This is a genomic window from Streptomyces sp. GbtcB7 (assembly GCF_019091445.1).
Taxonomy (GTDB): Bacteria; Actinomycetota; Actinomycetes; order Streptomycetales; family Streptomycetaceae; genus Streptomyces; species Streptomyces mirabilis.
Genome location: NZ_JAGXJM010000031.1, coordinates 14,394 through 30,529, shown reverse-complemented (window position 1 = coordinate 30,529; position 16,136 = coordinate 14,394). Strand labels below are relative to the sequence as shown.

General features: G+C 66.6%; 15 protein-coding genes. 6 read left to right on the top strand and 9 right to left on the bottom strand.

All coding sequences use genetic code 11. The features are described from left to right. Window positions 1–199: 199 nt before the first annotated feature. The 9 genes from KVT44_RS39240 to KVT44_RS39200 form a co-directional block, all read right to left on the bottom strand. Window positions 200–367 (bottom strand): hypothetical protein, encoded by a 168-nt coding sequence (locus tag KVT44_RS39240; RefSeq protein ID WP_217572473.1) that lies wholly within the window; start codon window positions 365–367, stop codon window positions 200–202. Then, window positions 367–957 carry a hypothetical protein gene (locus KVT44_RS39235; RefSeq protein ID WP_217572471.1) on the bottom strand — a complete coding sequence of 197 codons (591 nt, stop codon included), beginning with the start codon at window positions 955–957 and terminating at the stop codon, window positions 367–369. The genes KVT44_RS39240 and KVT44_RS39235 overlap by 1 nt, the downstream gene beginning before the upstream one ends. 61 nt (window positions 958–1,018) lie before the next feature. Continuing rightward, window positions 1,019–1,159, bottom strand: a complete 141-nt coding sequence (locus KVT44_RS39230; RefSeq protein WP_217572469.1) for a hypothetical protein — start codon at window positions 1,157–1,159, stop codon at window positions 1,019–1,021. A gap of 45 nt (window positions 1,160–1,204) precedes the next feature. Continuing rightward, the gene (locus KVT44_RS60710) at window positions 1,205–2,398 is read right to left on the bottom strand and encodes a TIGR02391 family protein (protein ID WP_308314229.1); all 1,194 of its coding nucleotides are present in this window, start codon (window positions 2,396–2,398) and stop codon (window positions 1,205–1,207) included. 439 nt (window positions 2,399–2,837) lie between these two features. Beyond that, complete coding sequence (locus tag KVT44_RS39220; RefSeq protein ID WP_217572467.1) at window positions 2,838–4,391, bottom strand: terminase family protein; 1,554 nt, start codon at window positions 4,389–4,391, stop codon at window positions 2,838–2,840. Further along, window positions 4,375–4,923: a hypothetical protein gene (locus KVT44_RS39215; RefSeq protein ID WP_217572465.1), complete on the bottom strand. Its 549-nt coding sequence runs from the start codon at window positions 4,921–4,923 to the stop codon at window positions 4,375–4,377. The genes KVT44_RS39220 and KVT44_RS39215 overlap by 17 nt, the downstream gene beginning before the upstream one ends. A 94-nt stretch (window positions 4,924–5,017) precedes the next feature. Then, window positions 5,018–5,536 carry a hypothetical protein gene (locus KVT44_RS39210; protein WP_217572463.1) on the bottom strand — a complete coding sequence of 173 codons (519 nt, stop codon included), beginning with the start codon at window positions 5,534–5,536 and terminating at the stop codon, window positions 5,018–5,020. 33 nt (window positions 5,537–5,569) lie between these two features. Then, window positions 5,570–7,048 (bottom strand): ParB N-terminal domain-containing protein, encoded by a 1,479-nt coding sequence (locus KVT44_RS39205; RefSeq protein WP_217572461.1) that lies wholly within the window; start codon window positions 7,046–7,048, stop codon window positions 5,570–5,572. Beyond that, window positions 7,045–7,791 (bottom strand): ParB N-terminal domain-containing protein, encoded by a 747-nt coding sequence (locus KVT44_RS39200; RefSeq protein ID WP_217572459.1) that lies wholly within the window; start codon window positions 7,789–7,791, stop codon window positions 7,045–7,047. Before KVT44_RS39200 ends, KVT44_RS39205 begins: the two co-directional genes overlap by 4 nt. Before the next feature lie 1,075 nt (window positions 7,792–8,866). Between KVT44_RS39200 and KVT44_RS61170 the strand changes: the two genes are divergently transcribed. The 6 genes from KVT44_RS61170 (at window position 8,867) to KVT44_RS39170 (ending at window position 15,481) form a co-directional block, all read left to right on the top strand. Then, on the top strand, window positions 8,867–9,121 hold the full coding sequence (locus KVT44_RS61170; RefSeq protein WP_368857601.1) for a hypothetical protein: 255 nt from the start codon (window positions 8,867–8,869) through the stop codon (window positions 9,119–9,121). A 35-nt stretch (window positions 9,122–9,156) separates the two neighbouring features. After that, window positions 9,157–9,771 (top strand): tellurium resistance protein, encoded by a 615-nt coding sequence (locus KVT44_RS39190; RefSeq protein WP_217572455.1) that lies wholly within the window; start codon window positions 9,157–9,159, stop codon window positions 9,769–9,771. Between the two features lie 19 nt (window positions 9,772–9,790). After that, complete coding sequence (locus KVT44_RS39185) at window positions 9,791–10,471, top strand: VWA domain-containing protein (RefSeq protein ID WP_217572453.1); 681 nt, start codon at window positions 9,791–9,793, stop codon at window positions 10,469–10,471. Next, on the top strand, window positions 10,443–11,459 hold the full coding sequence (locus KVT44_RS39180; protein WP_217572451.1) for a protein phosphatase 2C domain-containing protein: 1,017 nt from the start codon (window positions 10,443–10,445) through the stop codon (window positions 11,457–11,459). Before KVT44_RS39185 ends, KVT44_RS39180 begins: the two co-directional genes overlap by 29 nt. A gap of 22 nt (window positions 11,460–11,481) precedes the next feature. Next, window positions 11,482–12,810: a protein kinase gene (locus KVT44_RS39175; protein ID WP_217572449.1), complete on the top strand. Its 1,329-nt coding sequence runs from the start codon at window positions 11,482–11,484 to the stop codon at window positions 12,808–12,810. A 112-nt stretch (window positions 12,811–12,922) separates the two neighbouring features. After that, the gene (locus KVT44_RS39170) at window positions 12,923–15,481 is read left to right on the top strand and encodes a right-handed parallel beta-helix repeat-containing protein (RefSeq protein ID WP_217572447.1); all 2,559 of its coding nucleotides are present in this window, start codon (window positions 12,923–12,925) and stop codon (window positions 15,479–15,481) included. Window positions 15,482–16,136 lie beyond the last annotated feature (655 nt).

Here is a 16,136-nt window from a genome sequence, read left to right as displayed (position 1 = left end):
GCACGCCGTTCGGCGGGCGCGTCCTCCGGCGCCGACGCCGCCCCCAGCCCGGAGGGTATTCGCATCAAGAGCTGTGGATCGCGTGGCCTGATCAGGTAGCTGGAGTCTTCAGCCGCGATGCCTGCGGTGAAGACGACCAGGGCCACTGTTGCTGCTGCCGCGCCACTGCATCCGCTGCGATCACTCGCCGGCCCTGTCGTCACCGTATGCCCGGCTGCTCGATGGTGAAGGCTCTGCCGGTGTGGGTGAGCGGCAGCAGCCGGGCCAGGGGGTGCGGGACCGCGTGCAGCCGCAGCTCGCTCCCGCTGGCCTTGGCTTCGCGGGCGACGGCTTCTTTCCCATGGTCTGCGTCAACTGCTCGGCGCATTACGCGGCGACGTGCTTCTCGCCGCCCGCGGCCTCGACGAGCCGCTGCCAGGCCGTCGCGTCCAGCGCCTTGCCCCGGCCCTTGACCTTCTCGTAGGCGCGGCAGCGGGCCTCGGTGTCCCGGGCGCTGGCCGGGTGGTCCGGCGTCGCGGAGGCACCGGGGGTGCGGGAGGCGGCCGGAGACGGCCCCGCGCCGGCCCGGCGGGAGGTGCTGGCCGACGGCTGCGCAGGCCGCCGGACCGCGTGGCCGTCCTCCGACGAGCGGACGACACCGATGGCGGCCACCGCGACGCCGCTCAGGGTGAGGCCGGCCAGGGACAGCGCCACGGCGGCCCGCACCGAGTGCCAGGCCCGCCGCTGCACGCGTGGCCGCCAGTCGTCCCGCCGCCGCGTTAGCGCCCGGTGGGGCCCGGCGTCCCGGGCGGCCCGGAACGCGGCCACGGCCCGCTGCTCACCCTCGGTCTCGGCGCCAGCCTCGGGCAGCGCGGCGAGCAGCGCCTCCAGTGCGGCGCCCTCCGGGCCGGACACGGCATCGCCGGGGTGCACGCGCCGACGGCCAAGGGCACCGCCGTCACTGTGCCGCTCACCCATGCCCACGTCCATCCCGTTCCCTGATACGAAAATTAGGTGGTGGCAAATACCGCGGGGCGGGTCAGGCGGCTTCGACGGGTTGGAGCCGGCCCTGATAGCCGAGTTGGTTGAACTGGCTGACGAGTCGGCGGGTGGCCCGGGACTTGCCGGTGCGCTGGAGGACACCAGGAAGAATCCTCCGCCGACCCGGCAGCGTGATCAACCTCCGAAGGATTTCCGAACTCGACCACTTTGAGGCAGCGTGCGTTCACGGACTTGAAGCGGCGGCCTTGCGCTTGTCGTCCTCGATGTCGAGACGCCGCATGAGGAAGCTGGCGAACACCAGCATCTCCTCGGCCTCGTCGCGGTCGAACTTCTCATCCGGACCGTGACTCAGCGGGTTGCGCACTGCGTGCATCGCGCCTTTGAACAGGAACTGCATGCCAGTCTGCTCGCTATCGAGCGAGGCTCCCGTGAACCGAGTGACCTTGATCTTCGGTGGGTCTGGCTTGGTACCGAAGGCCATGCCCATCAGCGGCGCGCCGACCAGGTTGCCGCCGACCAGCGTCGCGACGCGGTGCTCCACCTCCTGGAATGCACTCCTCACCGCATCGTTGTACGCGCCACGCCTGTACCGCTCTTCAGCAACCGTCGCGATCAGAGGGTGAAGGGTGCAGGTGACAGACATGGGTTCTGAGGACTCTGCAGCGACAGAGGGGGCCTTCTGCGACAGCCCCGCGAGCAACGGGACAACGGGCGCCTGGGGCGGCGGGGGAAGGAGGTTGGACGCCGGGCCCTTGTGAAAGGGTCGGTTCTCGGCTTCGACCCTGTCTGGCTCCGCGACGCGCTCGCGGACGCGCCAGTAGTCGTCCAGGCGCTGCACGCTGGCGTACGGTCGGATGCCCCGGTCGAAGACCAACGACCATGTCAGATCTGCCACGTTGGTGGCGCCCCCACGGAAGCAGGGCTCGTGCAGGCCCAGTGCAGCTGCTTTGAACGCCTGCAGCTTCATCAAGTCCCAGAGCTTGATCTTCAGTCGGGCCTTGGGACTCTGTATCGGCAGGTCCAGGTCCTTGGGGAGTAGCCGCGGCTGCTCGCCGGGCTCCGTAGACCGGAAGTGGGGTTCGATGGAGGCCGCCGTCCGCACCATGCGAAGGAACTCATCGAGAACGGAATCGGCATCGGCGCAGTTCGCCGCGCCAGCGATGGTCAGCGAAAGCGGGTCCGAGCCCTGCGGCATCCGCAAGATGTCCGAACTGATCCCGCGTAGCAGCGCAGGGCATAGCTGTTGGACGGCCTCTTCGTAGTTCCGGCCGGCCGCGTAGAGCTTCCGGTCAATGTCGTCGAACGTGGGCCAGCTCTGGTGGGTCTTGAAGTGCGCCCAGATCTCATCGAGAAGGGCTTGGCCTTCTGCTCCTGCAGCCCGAGGCATTCCCTCCGGCGCGATGGATCGAACGATCACGTGCTGTCCCCCCAGCGTCCGAGCCTGAACGATGCCCGCAGATTACAACCGCTGTCGCCTACGGGGTGGCGGGCTCTGAGCAGCCGATCATCCACATCGTGCGCCGCAGCTCCTTCTGCTCCGAGTCGAGCAGGTTGTCCCACGCGGCCTGGCACTGCGTCTCGTCGGGCGTCTTGCCGGTGGCCTTGAGGTTCGCCCGGGCTACGCGCGCCGCATCGCGGGAGGCGTCGAGGCGCGCCTGTGCGGACGCCTTGATCTGTCCGATGTGGGCTCTGCGGGCGCCGACGAACTGCAGCCAGCCAACAGCAGGATCACGCCGGCGGTGGCGGTCGCGGCCGCCACTTTCCCCCTGATCGACATGGCCCGGAAGGCTAGCAGCCGGGCCCGGTTTCGGGACCCCGCTGTGCCGTTGGCCTTTATGGGGCCGTTTCCGGGGGGGTTATCGGCGTCCGCCGAGGCGGTCGTCGTGGATGTGTCCGGCCACGGCGGCGAGCTGGTCGGGGTCGGCGAGTTCTGTCAGTCCGTGCACTGCGGCGTCCATGCGGTCGGGGCTGTCCATGCCGACGACCCAGGTGACCATCTGGTCCTCCAGGGCGACGTGCGCGCCGACGTGGTGGACCAGGCCCTGCTCGTACAGCTGGGCGATGGGTTCGGCGCGCAGGCGTTTGCCGACCTTGGCGGTGACTTCGAGGACGCGGGGCATGAGAGCGCGGTTGGTGGTGCCTTCGCGGCGCAGCTGCTCCCACGCCTGGGAGAGGACTTGGCGGGCCATGTCGCCGCCGTAGTTGGACTCGACGACGATCGCGTCGGCCTTGAGGGCGAGGGCGAGATGGCAGGCGGCGCGGCCCCAGTCGTTGGCGCCCATGCTCCCGGAGTGATCCTCGAGCACGTACAGGTGGCCGTCGTAGCCGCGGGCGGCGCCGATGATGCCTGTCTCGTCGCCGATGGCGGACTCTCCGCCGGCGGGGTCGACGGCGACGATGACGCGGGCCATGTCCAGGCCGCCGAACTCGACGGTGGTGAGGCGGTGGTTGGTGATCCAGGCCCGCTGCCACACGCCGCCCTCCGGCGGGCGGGGCTTTTGCTGGTAGAGCGCGGCCCACACGCGTTCGCCGACGCGGCGGCGGGTGGTGGCGTGGTGCTCGGCGTCGAAGCGGTCGGGCCACAGCGGCTCGCCGGGCTGCCGGCCGAGGGGGTCATCGTCGCTGTCGGCGAGCGCGGGCAGGTCGATGATCTTCCACTCGTTGGCCTGCGCGTCGGCGAGGATGCGGCCTGCGAGGTCGTCTTCGTTCCACCGGGTCTGGATGACGCAGATCGCTCCGTCGGGTTCGAGACGGGTCTGCAGGACGGATTGCCACCACTCCCACGTCTTGCGACGCATGCTGGGCGAGTCGGCGGACGCCATGTCCTGCACGGGGTCGTCGACGAGGGCGATGGTGGCGCCCTTGCCGGTGAGGCTGCCGCCGATGCCCGCTGCGACGAGGCCGCCTTGGTGGCCGGCGATGTCGAAGCGCATCGCGGCCCGGCTGGAGGGATTGAGATGGATGCCGAGCTCGTCGCCCCACGTTTCGATGGCGTCGCGGATCCATCGGGAGTGTTCCTCGGCGAGGTCACCGGAGTAGGAGGCGATCATGATGCGGCGGTCGGGATGCTGGCGCAAGTACCACAGGGGCGCCCAGCGGGAGGCCCGGCGGGACTTGCCGTGACGCGGCGGCATCGTGATCATCACGCGGTCGGCGCGGCCCTCGGCCATGTCGATCCACGCCTGGTCGATCAAGTGGAGGTGGCGGGCCTGCATCTCGCGGCGTTCGGTGAGGACCGCGGCCATCGCGCCCGGGGAGGCGTCCATGGCTATGTGGCGTTCGATGCCTGCCAGTTGGGTGCGCAGCTCGGGGGAGGCCTTCGCGGCCATGGCGCGGCGCACCGCGGGCGGCTTGGTGCGGTAGGCGGCCAGCAGCTGGGCTCCGCGTTCGCTGCTACTCGTCGGAGCCATGTGCCGCCTCCTCACTGATACCGATGAGGGCTTCGAGTTCGTCGAGCGCGACGGCGGTCAGCTCGCCGTCTGCCGTCTCCGGGGTGAGGACCTTGGAGGGGGCTTCCTTGTCGAGGCGGTTGAGGCGGGCGCGGCGTTCGAGGATGCGCAGCGCGCGGTCGATGGCGTTGAGGTTGCCGTCCTTGACGGCCTGCCGGTATGCGACGAAGAACAGGCGGTCCAAGCGCAGGTTGTCGACCGCGCGCAGCTCCTCGACCTTCCCCTCCAGGTCGGTGGTGCGCTCCTGCAGGGCCAGGCGCACGTCCTTGCACGCGGCGTGGATGAGCTGCTTGTCGTCTGGGGGTTCCTGGCCCTTGGTGTACCGCTCGATGCCGTAGCCCTGCGGGTAGGCGATGCGGTCGGAGTTGACGGCGGGGTCCGCGGCGAGCTTGCGGCCTACGGTGAGCCAGTCCACGCCGGCCAAGTGCAGGTCGATGGCGTCGGCTCGCCGCCGTGCGATGGCGGCGCGCGCGGCCTTGTCGGGGCGTCCCACCGGCAGGATTCCTTCCGCTGCTGCGCGCCCCCACGCTGAGAAACATGATCGCACCACGGCCCGGCGACCTGACCTGGTTGCCGGGCCGCCTGCCCTACAGGAAGGTCAGCTGCTCGGGAGTGTCAGGATCGTTGGGCGGCTGCCAGCTGGGGGGCGGGGTGTCGGGTGCGTTCCGGTTGGTTCGAAGCCACCACGCGAACTGCCAGTTGCGGCAGGTGCGGTACCTCCACTGGGCCCGGCGGGTGGCGGTGGCGGGTATCGAATGCTCGCCCCATCCGGTGATGGGGCGAGCGTTTTCGAGGGTCACCTGCAGGCCGCGCACCATGGCGGGGCCTTCCCACCGGTGGTCTTCGGCGTACTCGAAGGCCAGGTGGGCGTTCTTCGACCATTCCCAGGGATGAGGCAGGGCGCACAAGTACCAGGCCAGCGGCGGGTTCTCCGCCGGCAGGGTGACATTTTGGCGGGGTGCCCTCGGGTTGACGGGGTGGCGGTCAGACCAGCCGAACGTTTCCAGGCAGTGGCGGTCGAGGTTCACGTTGCGAACCCCGGCCAGCCACATGATCAGGTACGGTGCGGCGGCGTTGATACCGACCCTGACGGGCGGCTGTGACATGCGTGCATTTCCCCTTCGAATTAGGGCCCAGAATTAAGGCCCGGCGACATTCCTTTCTTTAACCAATTTTATCAAAATTTCCACGAGTTTCTTATGGCGCCCGTGTTGGAAGTCGTTGGGGTAAGGCATATTGAATTCCTCGTCGAGGGCTTTCTCGTAATCGAGGTCAGAAAGCGGCAGGGGGTCTTTGCACACGGCCCTGAGTGTGGCGTTGGAACGGCCGGCGACCTTCACCTGCCCGAAGTACGCCCCCAGCAGTTCGGTCAGCGACTCGGGGGTGTGGTAGCGGATCCGCATCCACTTGCCCTGCATGAACCGCATGTCCACGTTCTGGGCGTCCAAGAACGACAGCCGGGTGGAGTCGTTGGCGCTGGTGCTGTGCTGCTTGGCCTCGAACGCCTGCTCCACCAGCAGGTTGCGGGTGCCGATGCACACCGTGCCGTCGCTGGCGCACAGCGCGTTGACGGCCGTCAGCACCCAGTGCTGGTAGTCCAGCGACGTGGTGGCGTTGATGACAGAGTCCAGGACCACCATCTCGTACAGGCCGTGCTCGGCCAGCCGCCGCTCGATCGTGCGGATCATCGAGACGACGCCCTTGACGTCCACGGCGTACTTGCCGGGGGTCGTACGGTACGGCTCGTAGTCGTCGATGTTGTAGCCCTCAGGGCGCAGCTTCTTCGCGTAGTCGCCGTGCCCAGCGCCGAAGTCCACCACCCGCGTCTCGGGGCGCTCGCGCAGCCGCGGCAGCGCCAGCTTCTCCCACACTTCCGACTTGTAGGCCAGCTTCCCCTGCTTGCGCAGCGAGGTGTACTGGCGCAGCCGCTTGGGCTGCACGATGTGCTGGTTGTAGACGGGGGCCTGGTCCTCCAGGCCGGACCAGTCGTACACGCCGTACTCGCCGGTGAGGTCGGCGACCAGCTGCGCCGCGTCCAGGGACGGGCAGGTCCAAGCGAGGACGTCGAAGTGGTTCGCGGCGGCGACCACCGCGTACTCGGCGTTCAGTGCGATCTGCCCCTGGTCGTCGATGACGACGCTGCCCCACGCGCCGTGGCCGCCGGTCATGTGGGAAATGGCTTGCTGGAACGGCTTGTTGCGGGAGACGGCCACATCAATGCTCTGCCACGGGATCCATGACCACTGGCCGATGGGGCCGGGCTGCGCGTACACAACGCTCGCCTCGGTCTCGACACGGTTGTGTAGGAGGTTGAACTGGATCTCGTCGGTCAGGCGCACGACCTGGCCGAGCATCACCGCAGGGGTGTGCATCATTCCCATGGCGGTCATGGCCTTGGTTCTCTGGTGGCCTGCGACCAGGGTTCCGTTGGCGTTGAGGATGACCGGCTTGACGACGCCGTGACGGGCGATGGACGCCTGCAGCCGCTCGAAGGCCTCTTCGGACAGATGTCGCGGGTTGTACTCGGCCGGGCGCAGATCCTTCAGCGGATACGCGTCGTAGAAGGTGGTGGTGGGGCCGCTGCTGTTGGGGGCGCTGATACCGGGCTCGCTGCTCATTCGTCCTCGTCCTCGGTGTCGGCGTCGGTGTCGTCGCCAGCGGGCTCGACCTGGTCGTCGGGGGCGTCCTCGCTGTCGCCGGGCACCTCGGCGGTATCGGCGTGGGCCTCCTGCAGCAGGTGCCAGCCGAAACCGAGGTCGGTGCGGGACTGGGAGAGGTACCGCTCGTAGATCGAGTTGAGGGTCTCTACCTCCGCCGCGGTGATCTGCACGCGGGTGGTGGACCACTGCAGGTAACCCCACTGCAGGTACTCCAGTTTGGCCATGGCCCCGGTGCCCTGCCCGTCGGAGGGCAGGTCGATCGTGTCGGGCAGAGCCCGGCTGTCGAGGAGCTTGTCCAGGGCGGTCTGGTCGTAGCCGGTGCCGTCGAGGTCGGGCAGGTCCTCCAGGATGTCGGCCAGCAGCTCACTGTCGTACCCGGCGAGGTCGGAGGTGCGGTTGTCGACGACGACGATGCGGGCCGCGTCCTCCTCGGAGACGTCGACCCACGTCGCGGCGATCTGCTCCCAGCCGAGCTCCTTGGCGGCGGCCCAGGTGTGGTTACCGGCCAGGATCTCGTTGGGGCGGCCGGTGTGGGTGCCGCGGTTGACGACGATGGCCTTGTACTGGCCGTTGACGCGCAGGGATTCGGCGATGGCGTCGACGTCGCCGGTGCGCGGGTTGCGGTGGTAGCCGGTCAGTTCGTCGACCGGCACCGCCAGCGACAGCAGCGACTCGGGAATGCGGGCGGGCGCAGCACTCACAGCAGGAGCCCTTCGTGTAGGAGCGTGCCCCCGCGCCCTACGCTCGCCAACCTTAGAGGATCATGCGCTCAGCAGCTCCAGCTGCGCGTCGGCGGCAGGCTTGCGAACCGCGCGCAGCAGGTCCCGAGCCCGCGTCTCGCCCTTGCCGATGTCGACCCGCGCGCTGGGATGCTGTCAGCTCGGGCCGGTCGGGCAGCGCATCGCAGGTCAGGGCGATCCACTGCTCCTCGGTGGCCATAGCCGGCGGACCGTGGTCATCAGGCGGATACAGGTCGCGCTGCTCGGGCTCGTTGTCCTGTTGGGCGGACTCCGTGTCTGGCAGCGCGAGCACAGCGGGGGTTCGAGCTCCATCGTGTTGGGTCTGATGGCCGCTTCAGCACTGTCCGTCGGAGTGTTGGAACGCTATCGGGCAAACGTCGCCGGCCGATCTCGGTGACTCATCCTTCGGCCGGGTCAGGCCGTCACTGACAGAGGCGAACGAGCGCGGACGGCAGCCTGATCAATCGCACGGCCCAGCCGAGCTGAAAGGCGGCTCTCTGGGGTATCTGGGCGCCTGCAGCAAGCCATCTCCTGGACGGCAACCACACGGGGCGGGTCTGGGGCCCGACTGGCATTCCGGGCGTGGTGTCGGCTCGTAAGCTGGGTTGTAACGTCGGTGCCGGTGGCACCTGACACGGTGCTGGCCTGCGGCGTTCCGACTGCCTCATGAGCGATGCCACGGTGTTGTATCTCAGGTTCGTGGCACATCCTCGGCCGGGGCCGCAGCCGTATTCAAGGACTCGCAGATGTCCTGGTTCACCGGCCCTTGGCCGATCTCGCTGAACCTTGACCGGTCCTATTGCAGGCCAGCGGACCGCGTAGTGTGCCGGGCGAGTTAGGTCGGCATCTCTGGCCTTCGGGGGACCTGCCCGCGCGGCGCAGGTTGATCGCGGTCGCCGACGGACACGGCGCCGACTCGCCCTCCGCGCCAGAAATGGCGACCGGTGGACAGCGCGCCAGGCACATGCCAGCCTGGAAATGTAGGTGTCCGTCCTGGACACCCGGGAGCGCGGATGGGTGACGAACGGCACCGGCCATTACGTGCAGGAGCTCGTACAACGCAGAATTCCGCCTCTGGTGGTCGCAAGACGACGTCGAGTGGCGGCCCGTCGAGTACAAGGAGCTCAGCCATCCCCGCGTCAGTCGGCTGGTGCTGGAGCAGACCGCGCTGCTGATGGACGATTGCTCGAATACCCCGCTACCCGGCACCGGGGCCAAGCACGAGCAGGCTGAGCTGTCTCGTCTCGACCGTCCGCTGGTGCAGAACGAGCAGCCGGAACCGGGTGCCTGAGCAACCAAGGGCCCACGCCGTTGGGGAGCCAAGGTATGCAGAGGGATCCGCTCGATATTCCAGTCAGCTTTAGGCCGCTGCACTTCTTCTGGATTGTGGACACCTCCGGGTCGATGACTCAAAAATCGAAGATCCAGCAGCTCAACACTGCGGTCAAAGAGGCGCTTCCTCACATGCGTGACGCGGCCCGTGAGCACGTGGAAGCCCAGGTGTGGGTTCGGGTCTTAAAGTTCGACAACACATCCCAGTGGGTCGGCAAGTCGACGGATCTCAACGACTTCGAGTGGAAAGACCTCGCCGCCACGGAGCAGGCACTGACCAGCATGGGAAGTGCCTTGACCAAGCTCGGGGAACAGTGCCATATACCGCCGATGCCCCACAGGGGATTTCCGCCGGTGCTGGTGCTACTGTCCGGAAGTCACTGTACTGATGACTTTACAGCCGGACTTGCAAAGCTCAACAGCGCACCATGGGGGATGAAGGCGGTCCGCATTGCCATCGCCATCGGCGACAACGCCGATAAAGAGGCGCTGCGCAGGTTCGCAGGACCGGAATATTCTGTGCTCGACGCGAACAACCCCGACCAGCTGACGGCCCATATCCGCTGGGTTTCGGAAGGGCCGTATCCAGACCTCCAACGCCCCAGTTGAACGAAGGGAGCCAAGGTCTATGCCGAGGGATCCGCTCGATATTCCAGTCAGCTTTAGGCCGCTGCACTTCTTCTGGATTGTGGACACCTCCGGGTCGATGACTCAAAAATCGAAGATCCAGCAGCTCAACACTGCGGTCAAAGAGGCGCTTCCTCACATGCGTGACGCGGCCCGTGAGCACGTGGAAGCCCAGGTGTGGGTTCGGGTCTTGAAGTTCGACGATGTTCCGTCATGGATTACCGAACCGACTCTCGTCGATAAATTCGCCTGGACGACTCTCGACGCCACGTACGGGGCGAGGACGGCGATGGGGGGCGCGCTGTCAGAGATCGCGGATCAGCTCAAGATGCCGCCGATGGTGGAGCGCGGGCTTCCGCCGGTGCTCGCGCTGGTAACCGACGGCCAGCCCACCGACGACTTCTCCAGCGGGCTGGAGAAGCTGAACAGCGAACTGTGGGCCAAGAAGGCGGTCCGCGTCGCCATCGCCATCGGCGATGACGCGGACAGGGACGTCCTGCGGGAGTTCACCGGACCGGAGTACCCGGTGCTCGACGCGAACAACCCAGAGCAGTTGACTGACCACATCCGCTGGGCTTCAACCAAGGTGGTCGGGGCCGCCGCCGCCGACAGGCAGCATCATGGCAAGAACGTGGTGGTGCTGCCTCCAGCGGATGACCCCGGAGGCGACGTTGTCTTCTGATCAGGCGCCGGGCGAGGGCCCTGTCTCCGGCCCGCTGTGGTACGCCACAGGCTGTTCCGTGCGCGGTGCGGCCCACCGACGGAAAGGACGCCGCAACCAGGACGCCCTCGCGATCTGGCCGACGAGGGGCCTGCCCTCGCGGCGCCGGCTCATCGCGGTCGCCGACGGACACGGCGCTGACCCCTATGTGCGAAGTGAGATGGGAGCACTACTGGCGTGCGAGGTGGCCGAGCAGGCGGCCCGGGCCATGGTTTCCCACCTCGACAGGTTGGAGCGGCACCGCAATGCCGTGCGGGAGTTCACTCGTTGGCTCGACGAAGATCTGGCGCGATTCGTCGTCCGCCGCTGGAATGAGCTGGTCACCGCCGATCTGCGAGTAGATCCGCTGCGCGGCGGCCAAGAGACCGGCATCCAGGCCGCGAGGGGCGGCTCTGAGCCCCCCAAGGCTGGCGACGTCAGGCCGGGGCCTGGCATGTCGACCTCACAGGCCGCGCCCGCGACTGGCGGGGCTTCGGCACCGCCCGTTCCCCTCGAGGAGGCCATCGACGTCTACGGGTCGACGCTGATATTCGCCCTACTGACCGAGTACTGCTGCGTGTTCTTCCAGCTCGGCGACGGTACTCTGCACGTCGCCACCGAGAGCGGCGAGATACTCGCACCGCTGCCTGCCGAGCCGTTGAACCTTGGCACGGACGCAACATCGCTCGTCATGCCGGACGCGTGGCGGTATGTCCGCATCGCCGTCGTGCCCACCGAGGTCCTGCATCCCAGGCTGGTGCTCGCAGCCACCGATGGTCTCGCCACCTCCTTTCCCGAAGCCACCGGAATGACCCAGTTCATCGACGGCGTCGGCCAACTTGCCAGCAAAACACCGTCCGGCGAGCTGGATGAACGGCTAGAGACCGCCCTAACCCGCTACACCAGCGAAGGATCAGGCGACGACATCACCGTCGCCGTCACCTGGCGAAGCGACCAGCGCATCGAGTGACACTCGATGAAACGGAGGAGCGATGACCTTTAAGCGTCTCGCTACCGGAACTGTCCTGCGAACTCTCTCCTCGACCGAGTGCAGGATCGACGAGCACATTGCCGGTGGAGGAGAAGGCGAGGTGTACGCGGGCGACCTGAACGGCAATGCCGTGGCCGTCAAGTGGTACAACCCCGCCAGCGCCACCCTCCGGCAATGGCACTCCCTGGAGCAGCTCCTGGAGAAGGGGGCACCTAACGCCCGGTTCGTGTGGCCGCTCGCACTGGTGAGCCGAAGCGGTTCCCCTCCGCCGGACGGGGAACCCTTCGGGTACATCATGCCCCTGATCGATCGGACGCGCTTCCGTAGCCTTGCCGATCTCCTCGCCCGCAGGATCAAGCCGAGACTTTCTGTCCTGGCCACCGCGGGGTTCCAACTCGCGGACAGTTATCGGCAGCTCCACAGCTGCGGCCTCGCCTACCGCGACGTCTCCCGGAACAATGTCATGTTCGATCCCGCGACCGGCGACATCGTCGTCTGCGACAACGACCACGTGTCCACGGACGGACACCCCTCGGACATCTGGGGAACACCCGCCTACGTGGCACCAGAAATCATCCTGGAGACCGCGAGCCCCAGCCGGGAGACCGACCTGTGGTCACTGGCCGTCCTGCTGTTCCACCTGTACATCAACGACCACCCACTGCGCGGCAGGGCCGAGATGGACATCCACTGTCTGGATCCCGCCGCCCTCCGGCGGCTGTGCGGCGAACGGCCGGTGTTCATCTACGACCCCCACGACGACTCCAACCGGCCAGTCCCCGGGGAACACGATGCCGCGATCGCCCTATGGCCCCTCTATCCCCGATTCCTACGCGACCTGTTCACCCAGGCATTCACCACGGGGATCCGCGACCCCCACGCGCGGGTCGGCGAAAGCCAGTGGCAGCAGGCCCTCGCCCAACTGCGCGACTGCGTGCTGCCCTGCCCCAACTGCGGGCGCGAGAACTTCTACGACGTCCATTCAACCCCACCATCGGGGACTTGCCTGGCCTGCGGCCTCAGCATGAGCGCCCCCGGCCGGCTGCGGCTCGGCCCCGGCGCACCCATCGTCGTCCTAACCCCGGACACCAAGCTCTACCCCCACCACCTCGACCCCAGCCGCCGCTACGACTTCTCCACCGTCCTCGCCGAACTGTACGAAAATCCAGCCCGCAAAGGACAGTGGGGCCTGAAGAACCTCGGCGACCAGCTCTGGACGTTCACCGGATCCGATGGAATCCAACGGGACGTCGCCCCGGGCCGGACTGTACCGCTCGAGGACGGCCGGAAGATCAACTTCGGTCGCGTAGCGGGCGACCTCCGGACATAGCCCGGAAGCCGCCCGCAGCCCAAGACCGGACCGGGGGACCAGTGCGGCCCCGAGCACACGGCGCACCGGCCGACGACACCCCACCTGCTCGGCCCGAGAAAGTGAGACCTCCATGCATGAGCAAATCCGGGAGATCTTGCGCGACATCGTGGCACGGGACGGGAGTTCCGTGACCGAGGACCCTCGCCGGTTGAAGGCGCTCCTGATGGACCTGGCAGGAGACCATTCTCCAGAAGTATTCCTACTGCTGGCCGCTGCGGAAGCGCGGGTGCCTCAGAAACTTCTTGACTCACAGAGCGGCCCGTTCGCATCGCTCCAGCCAGCAAGTCTCACCCAATACCTTGAGGACCAGCGCCACCTCACGAGGCATGCGGCGCAGTGGGCCGTGGAGACATGGATCTTCGCCCTGGGCGTGACGCCTGCTCCGGCAGTCCCCGCTGGTCCGCCGCCTCCCCAGGAGGCGATCTGGTCAACAGCCGCAGGGATGGGGTCAGAGGCGCCCCCGCCCCCGACCCTGGTGGTTGCCCCCACCGGGCCGGCACACCATCGCAGCATCTCTGCCGCTATCACCGCAGCTAATCCCGGCACCCGGATCCTGGTCCGGCCGGGGGTCTACCAGGAGGGCCTGGTCCTGGAAAAATCCCTGGAGATCGTGGGCGACGGTCCGCTTGAGGAGATTGTCGTGGAGACCACGGACGCGGACTGTGTCCGCTTGCGAACCGACTACGGACGCATCCGCGGGCTGACGCTCCGCGGCCGGGCCGCGACAGTGCAGCGCGCCTTCTTCGGCGTCGAAGCGTCGCAGGGTCACATGCTCCTTGAAAACTGCGACATCACGTCCGACTCCCTGGCCTGTGTAGCCATTAGCGGGTCCGAAACCAGCGCCCTACTACGAGGCTGCCGCATCCACAACGGAAAGCGCACTGGCGTCTACGCCTTCCAGCAGGGGCGTGGCGCTATCGAGGACTGTGACATCTATGCCAATGCCTATGACGGGATCGCCATCAGGTCCCGCGGTGATCTTGTTGTTCGGGGTTGCCGCATCCATGAAAACGAGGGGGGCGTGTGGGTGTATGAGCAGGGGCGCGGCAGCATCGAGAACTGCGACATATTCGCCAACACGCAAGGAGGAATATGTATCAGCAGGGCGGGAGACGCTACCGTCCAGGGGTGCCGAATTCATGACGCTCCAGGACGTGGCGTCTGGATATTGAAGCAGGGCCGGGGCACCATCGCCGACTGCGACATATTCGCCAACGTGAATATCGGCCTCGCGATCGAGTCGGGCGGTGACCCGACCGTCCGGGACTGCCGCATCCACAACTGCAAGAGCGGCATCGTCGTATACGAGCAGGGTCGTGGGACCATCACCGACTGCGATATCCACAGCAACATCCTCGCAGGCATCGCAATCACGACCGGCGGCGCCCCCACCGTGCGATCCTGTCGCATTCACGACGGATCAGATGCAGGTATCTACATATACGATGAGCAAAGCCGTGGCGCAGTTGACGACTGTGAAATTTACCGCAATGCCAAGGCCGGCATCGTCGTCTCCGGCGCTGCTCTCACCGTACGCACATGCCGTATCCACAACGGTAAGTCATCCGGCGTATGGGTGCTCAAAAAGGGGCGGGGCACGTTCGAAGGATGCGACATCCACAGCAACGACGGCGCAGGCATCTCAATCGAGACCGGCGGCGACCTCACCGTCCGGACGTGCCAAGTACATGATGGCAAAGGGACCGGAATCTGGGTGCGCGAGCAAGGCCGCGGCACCATCGAAGATTGCGAAATCTGCGGCAATACCGGGGCAGGGATAGGAATCTCAAGCGGCGGCGACCCAACCGTGCGATCCTGCCGCATTCACGACGGATCAGATGCTGGCATCTACGTACTCGACGAGCGAAGCCGAGGCGCAATCAAAGACTGTGATATTTATGGCAACAATAAGACCGGCATCGTCATCTCCTCCGCTAGATATCTCACTGTATGGACGTGCCGCATCCACAACGGTAAGTCATCCGGCATATGGGTGCTGGAGAAGGGTGGGGGCACAATCAAGGAATGCGAAATCTTCGGCAACGCCCGGGCCGGTGTGGTTATCGATTCCGGTAGCGAACCCACTGTCGAAGGTTGCAAAATCTATCGCAATACCAGGGCAGGGATAGAAATATCAGAGGGCGGGAATCCCGTTATCAGAGCGTGCCAAGTACACGACGGCGAGGAGGCCGGAATCTGGGTGCGCGAGCAAGGCCGCGGCACCATCGAAGACTGCGAAATCTACGGCAATACCAAGGCAGGGATAGGAATCTCGAATGGAGGGGATCCCGTTATCAGGGCGTGCCAGGTACACGACGGCAAGGAAGTCGGAATCTGGGTGTACGGTCAGGGGCGGGGCACCATCGAAAGCTGCGAGATATTCGCGAATGGAATGTCGTGTGTAGGTATAGCGTCCGGTGGCGATCCAACCCTCCGAAATTGCCGCATACACGACGGGAAAAGCTGGGGAGTCACTGTCTTCGACCAGGGGAATGGCGTGATCGAAAATTGCACCACGTACGGAAACGCTCGCGCAGGGGTCAAAATCGAGCGTGGCGGGAACCCACTAATACGTCGCTGCAACCTTCACGATGGCAGGCAAGGACGTACTCAGAGAAAGTTTCGGTAAGAGCTCGTAACACGATATTGTTGAGTGTCGCTGGCTGGGCGTGACTAGCGCAGGCGAACCGGACGACAAAACGAGGCGGAGGGAATTCAGCAATTCGGGCTGACCCCAGAATGTGCTGCCGCCGCACCTGGCGAGGCGAGCCCCACGAATTGATGCCGAGCTCCGACAAGAGAGCCTCACGACGGCGGCATAACCGCCAGGGGCCGTCGCGTTGTTGGGTTGTACCGCCTACCGTAGCGGTGCTGTTGGAGGCCTGCAGCAGCACCACCGGCCGCTGTTGGCACAGGTCGCGGCGCTGGTGCTGGTCTCGCCGGGCATGCACAGCACTGCTGTGTGGGTACGGGCACGCAGGTACTTCTGGGCGATGGTGTGCCCGTCCCAGCGGGCGCGGGCGTCGTCGGCGGGGACACGCTTGACGTGGTCGAACAGCAGCAGGTCGGCGGGCTGGACGGGCCAGGTGACCTGCCAACCCCCGGCGCACAGGAAACAGCCGGTGCCAGCCGTCGCCGACGTCGGGCGCGGGCGTGAGGACGCTGGCGTGGAGGGCGGCGAGGTGGTTGCGTTCCCGGTAGACGGCGTTCAGGGCTGCGGTGTGGTCGTCGATCAGGCGCTGCACCGTCGGCTCGGCCGCGTCGAGGACCTCGCGCGGTCCAGG

Coding starts and splice junctions, on each gene's coding strand:
- KVT44_RS39180 (WP_217572451.1), top strand. CDS start 10,443: ATGACCCCGGAGGCGACGTTGTCTTCTGATCAGGCGCCGGGCGAGGGC.
- KVT44_RS39235 (WP_217572471.1), bottom strand. CDS start 957: ATGGGTGAGCGGCACAGTGACGGCGGTGCCCTTGGCCGTCGGCGCGTG.
- KVT44_RS39205 (WP_217572461.1), bottom strand. CDS start 7,048: ATGAGCAGCGAGCCCGGTATCAGCGCCCCCAACAGCAGCGGCCCCACC.
- KVT44_RS39185 (WP_217572453.1), top strand. CDS start 9,791: ATGCCGAGGGATCCGCTCGATATTCCAGTCAGCTTTAGGCCGCTGCAC.
- KVT44_RS39190 (WP_217572455.1), top strand. CDS start 9,157: ATGCAGAGGGATCCGCTCGATATTCCAGTCAGCTTTAGGCCGCTGCAC.
- KVT44_RS39210 (WP_217572463.1), bottom strand. CDS start 5,536: ATGTCACAGCCGCCCGTCAGGGTCGGTATCAACGCCGCCGCACCGTAC.
- KVT44_RS39170 (WP_217572447.1), top strand. CDS start 12,923: ATGCATGAGCAAATCCGGGAGATCTTGCGCGACATCGTGGCACGGGAC.
- KVT44_RS39175 (WP_217572449.1), top strand. CDS start 11,482: ATGACCTTTAAGCGTCTCGCTACCGGAACTGTCCTGCGAACTCTCTCC.
- KVT44_RS39240 (WP_217572473.1), bottom strand. CDS start 367: ATGCGCCGAGCAGTTGACGCAGACCATGGGAAAGAAGCCGTCGCCCGC.
- KVT44_RS39220 (WP_217572467.1), bottom strand. CDS start 4,391: ATGGCTCCGACGAGTAGCAGCGAACGCGGAGCCCAGCTGCTGGCCGCC.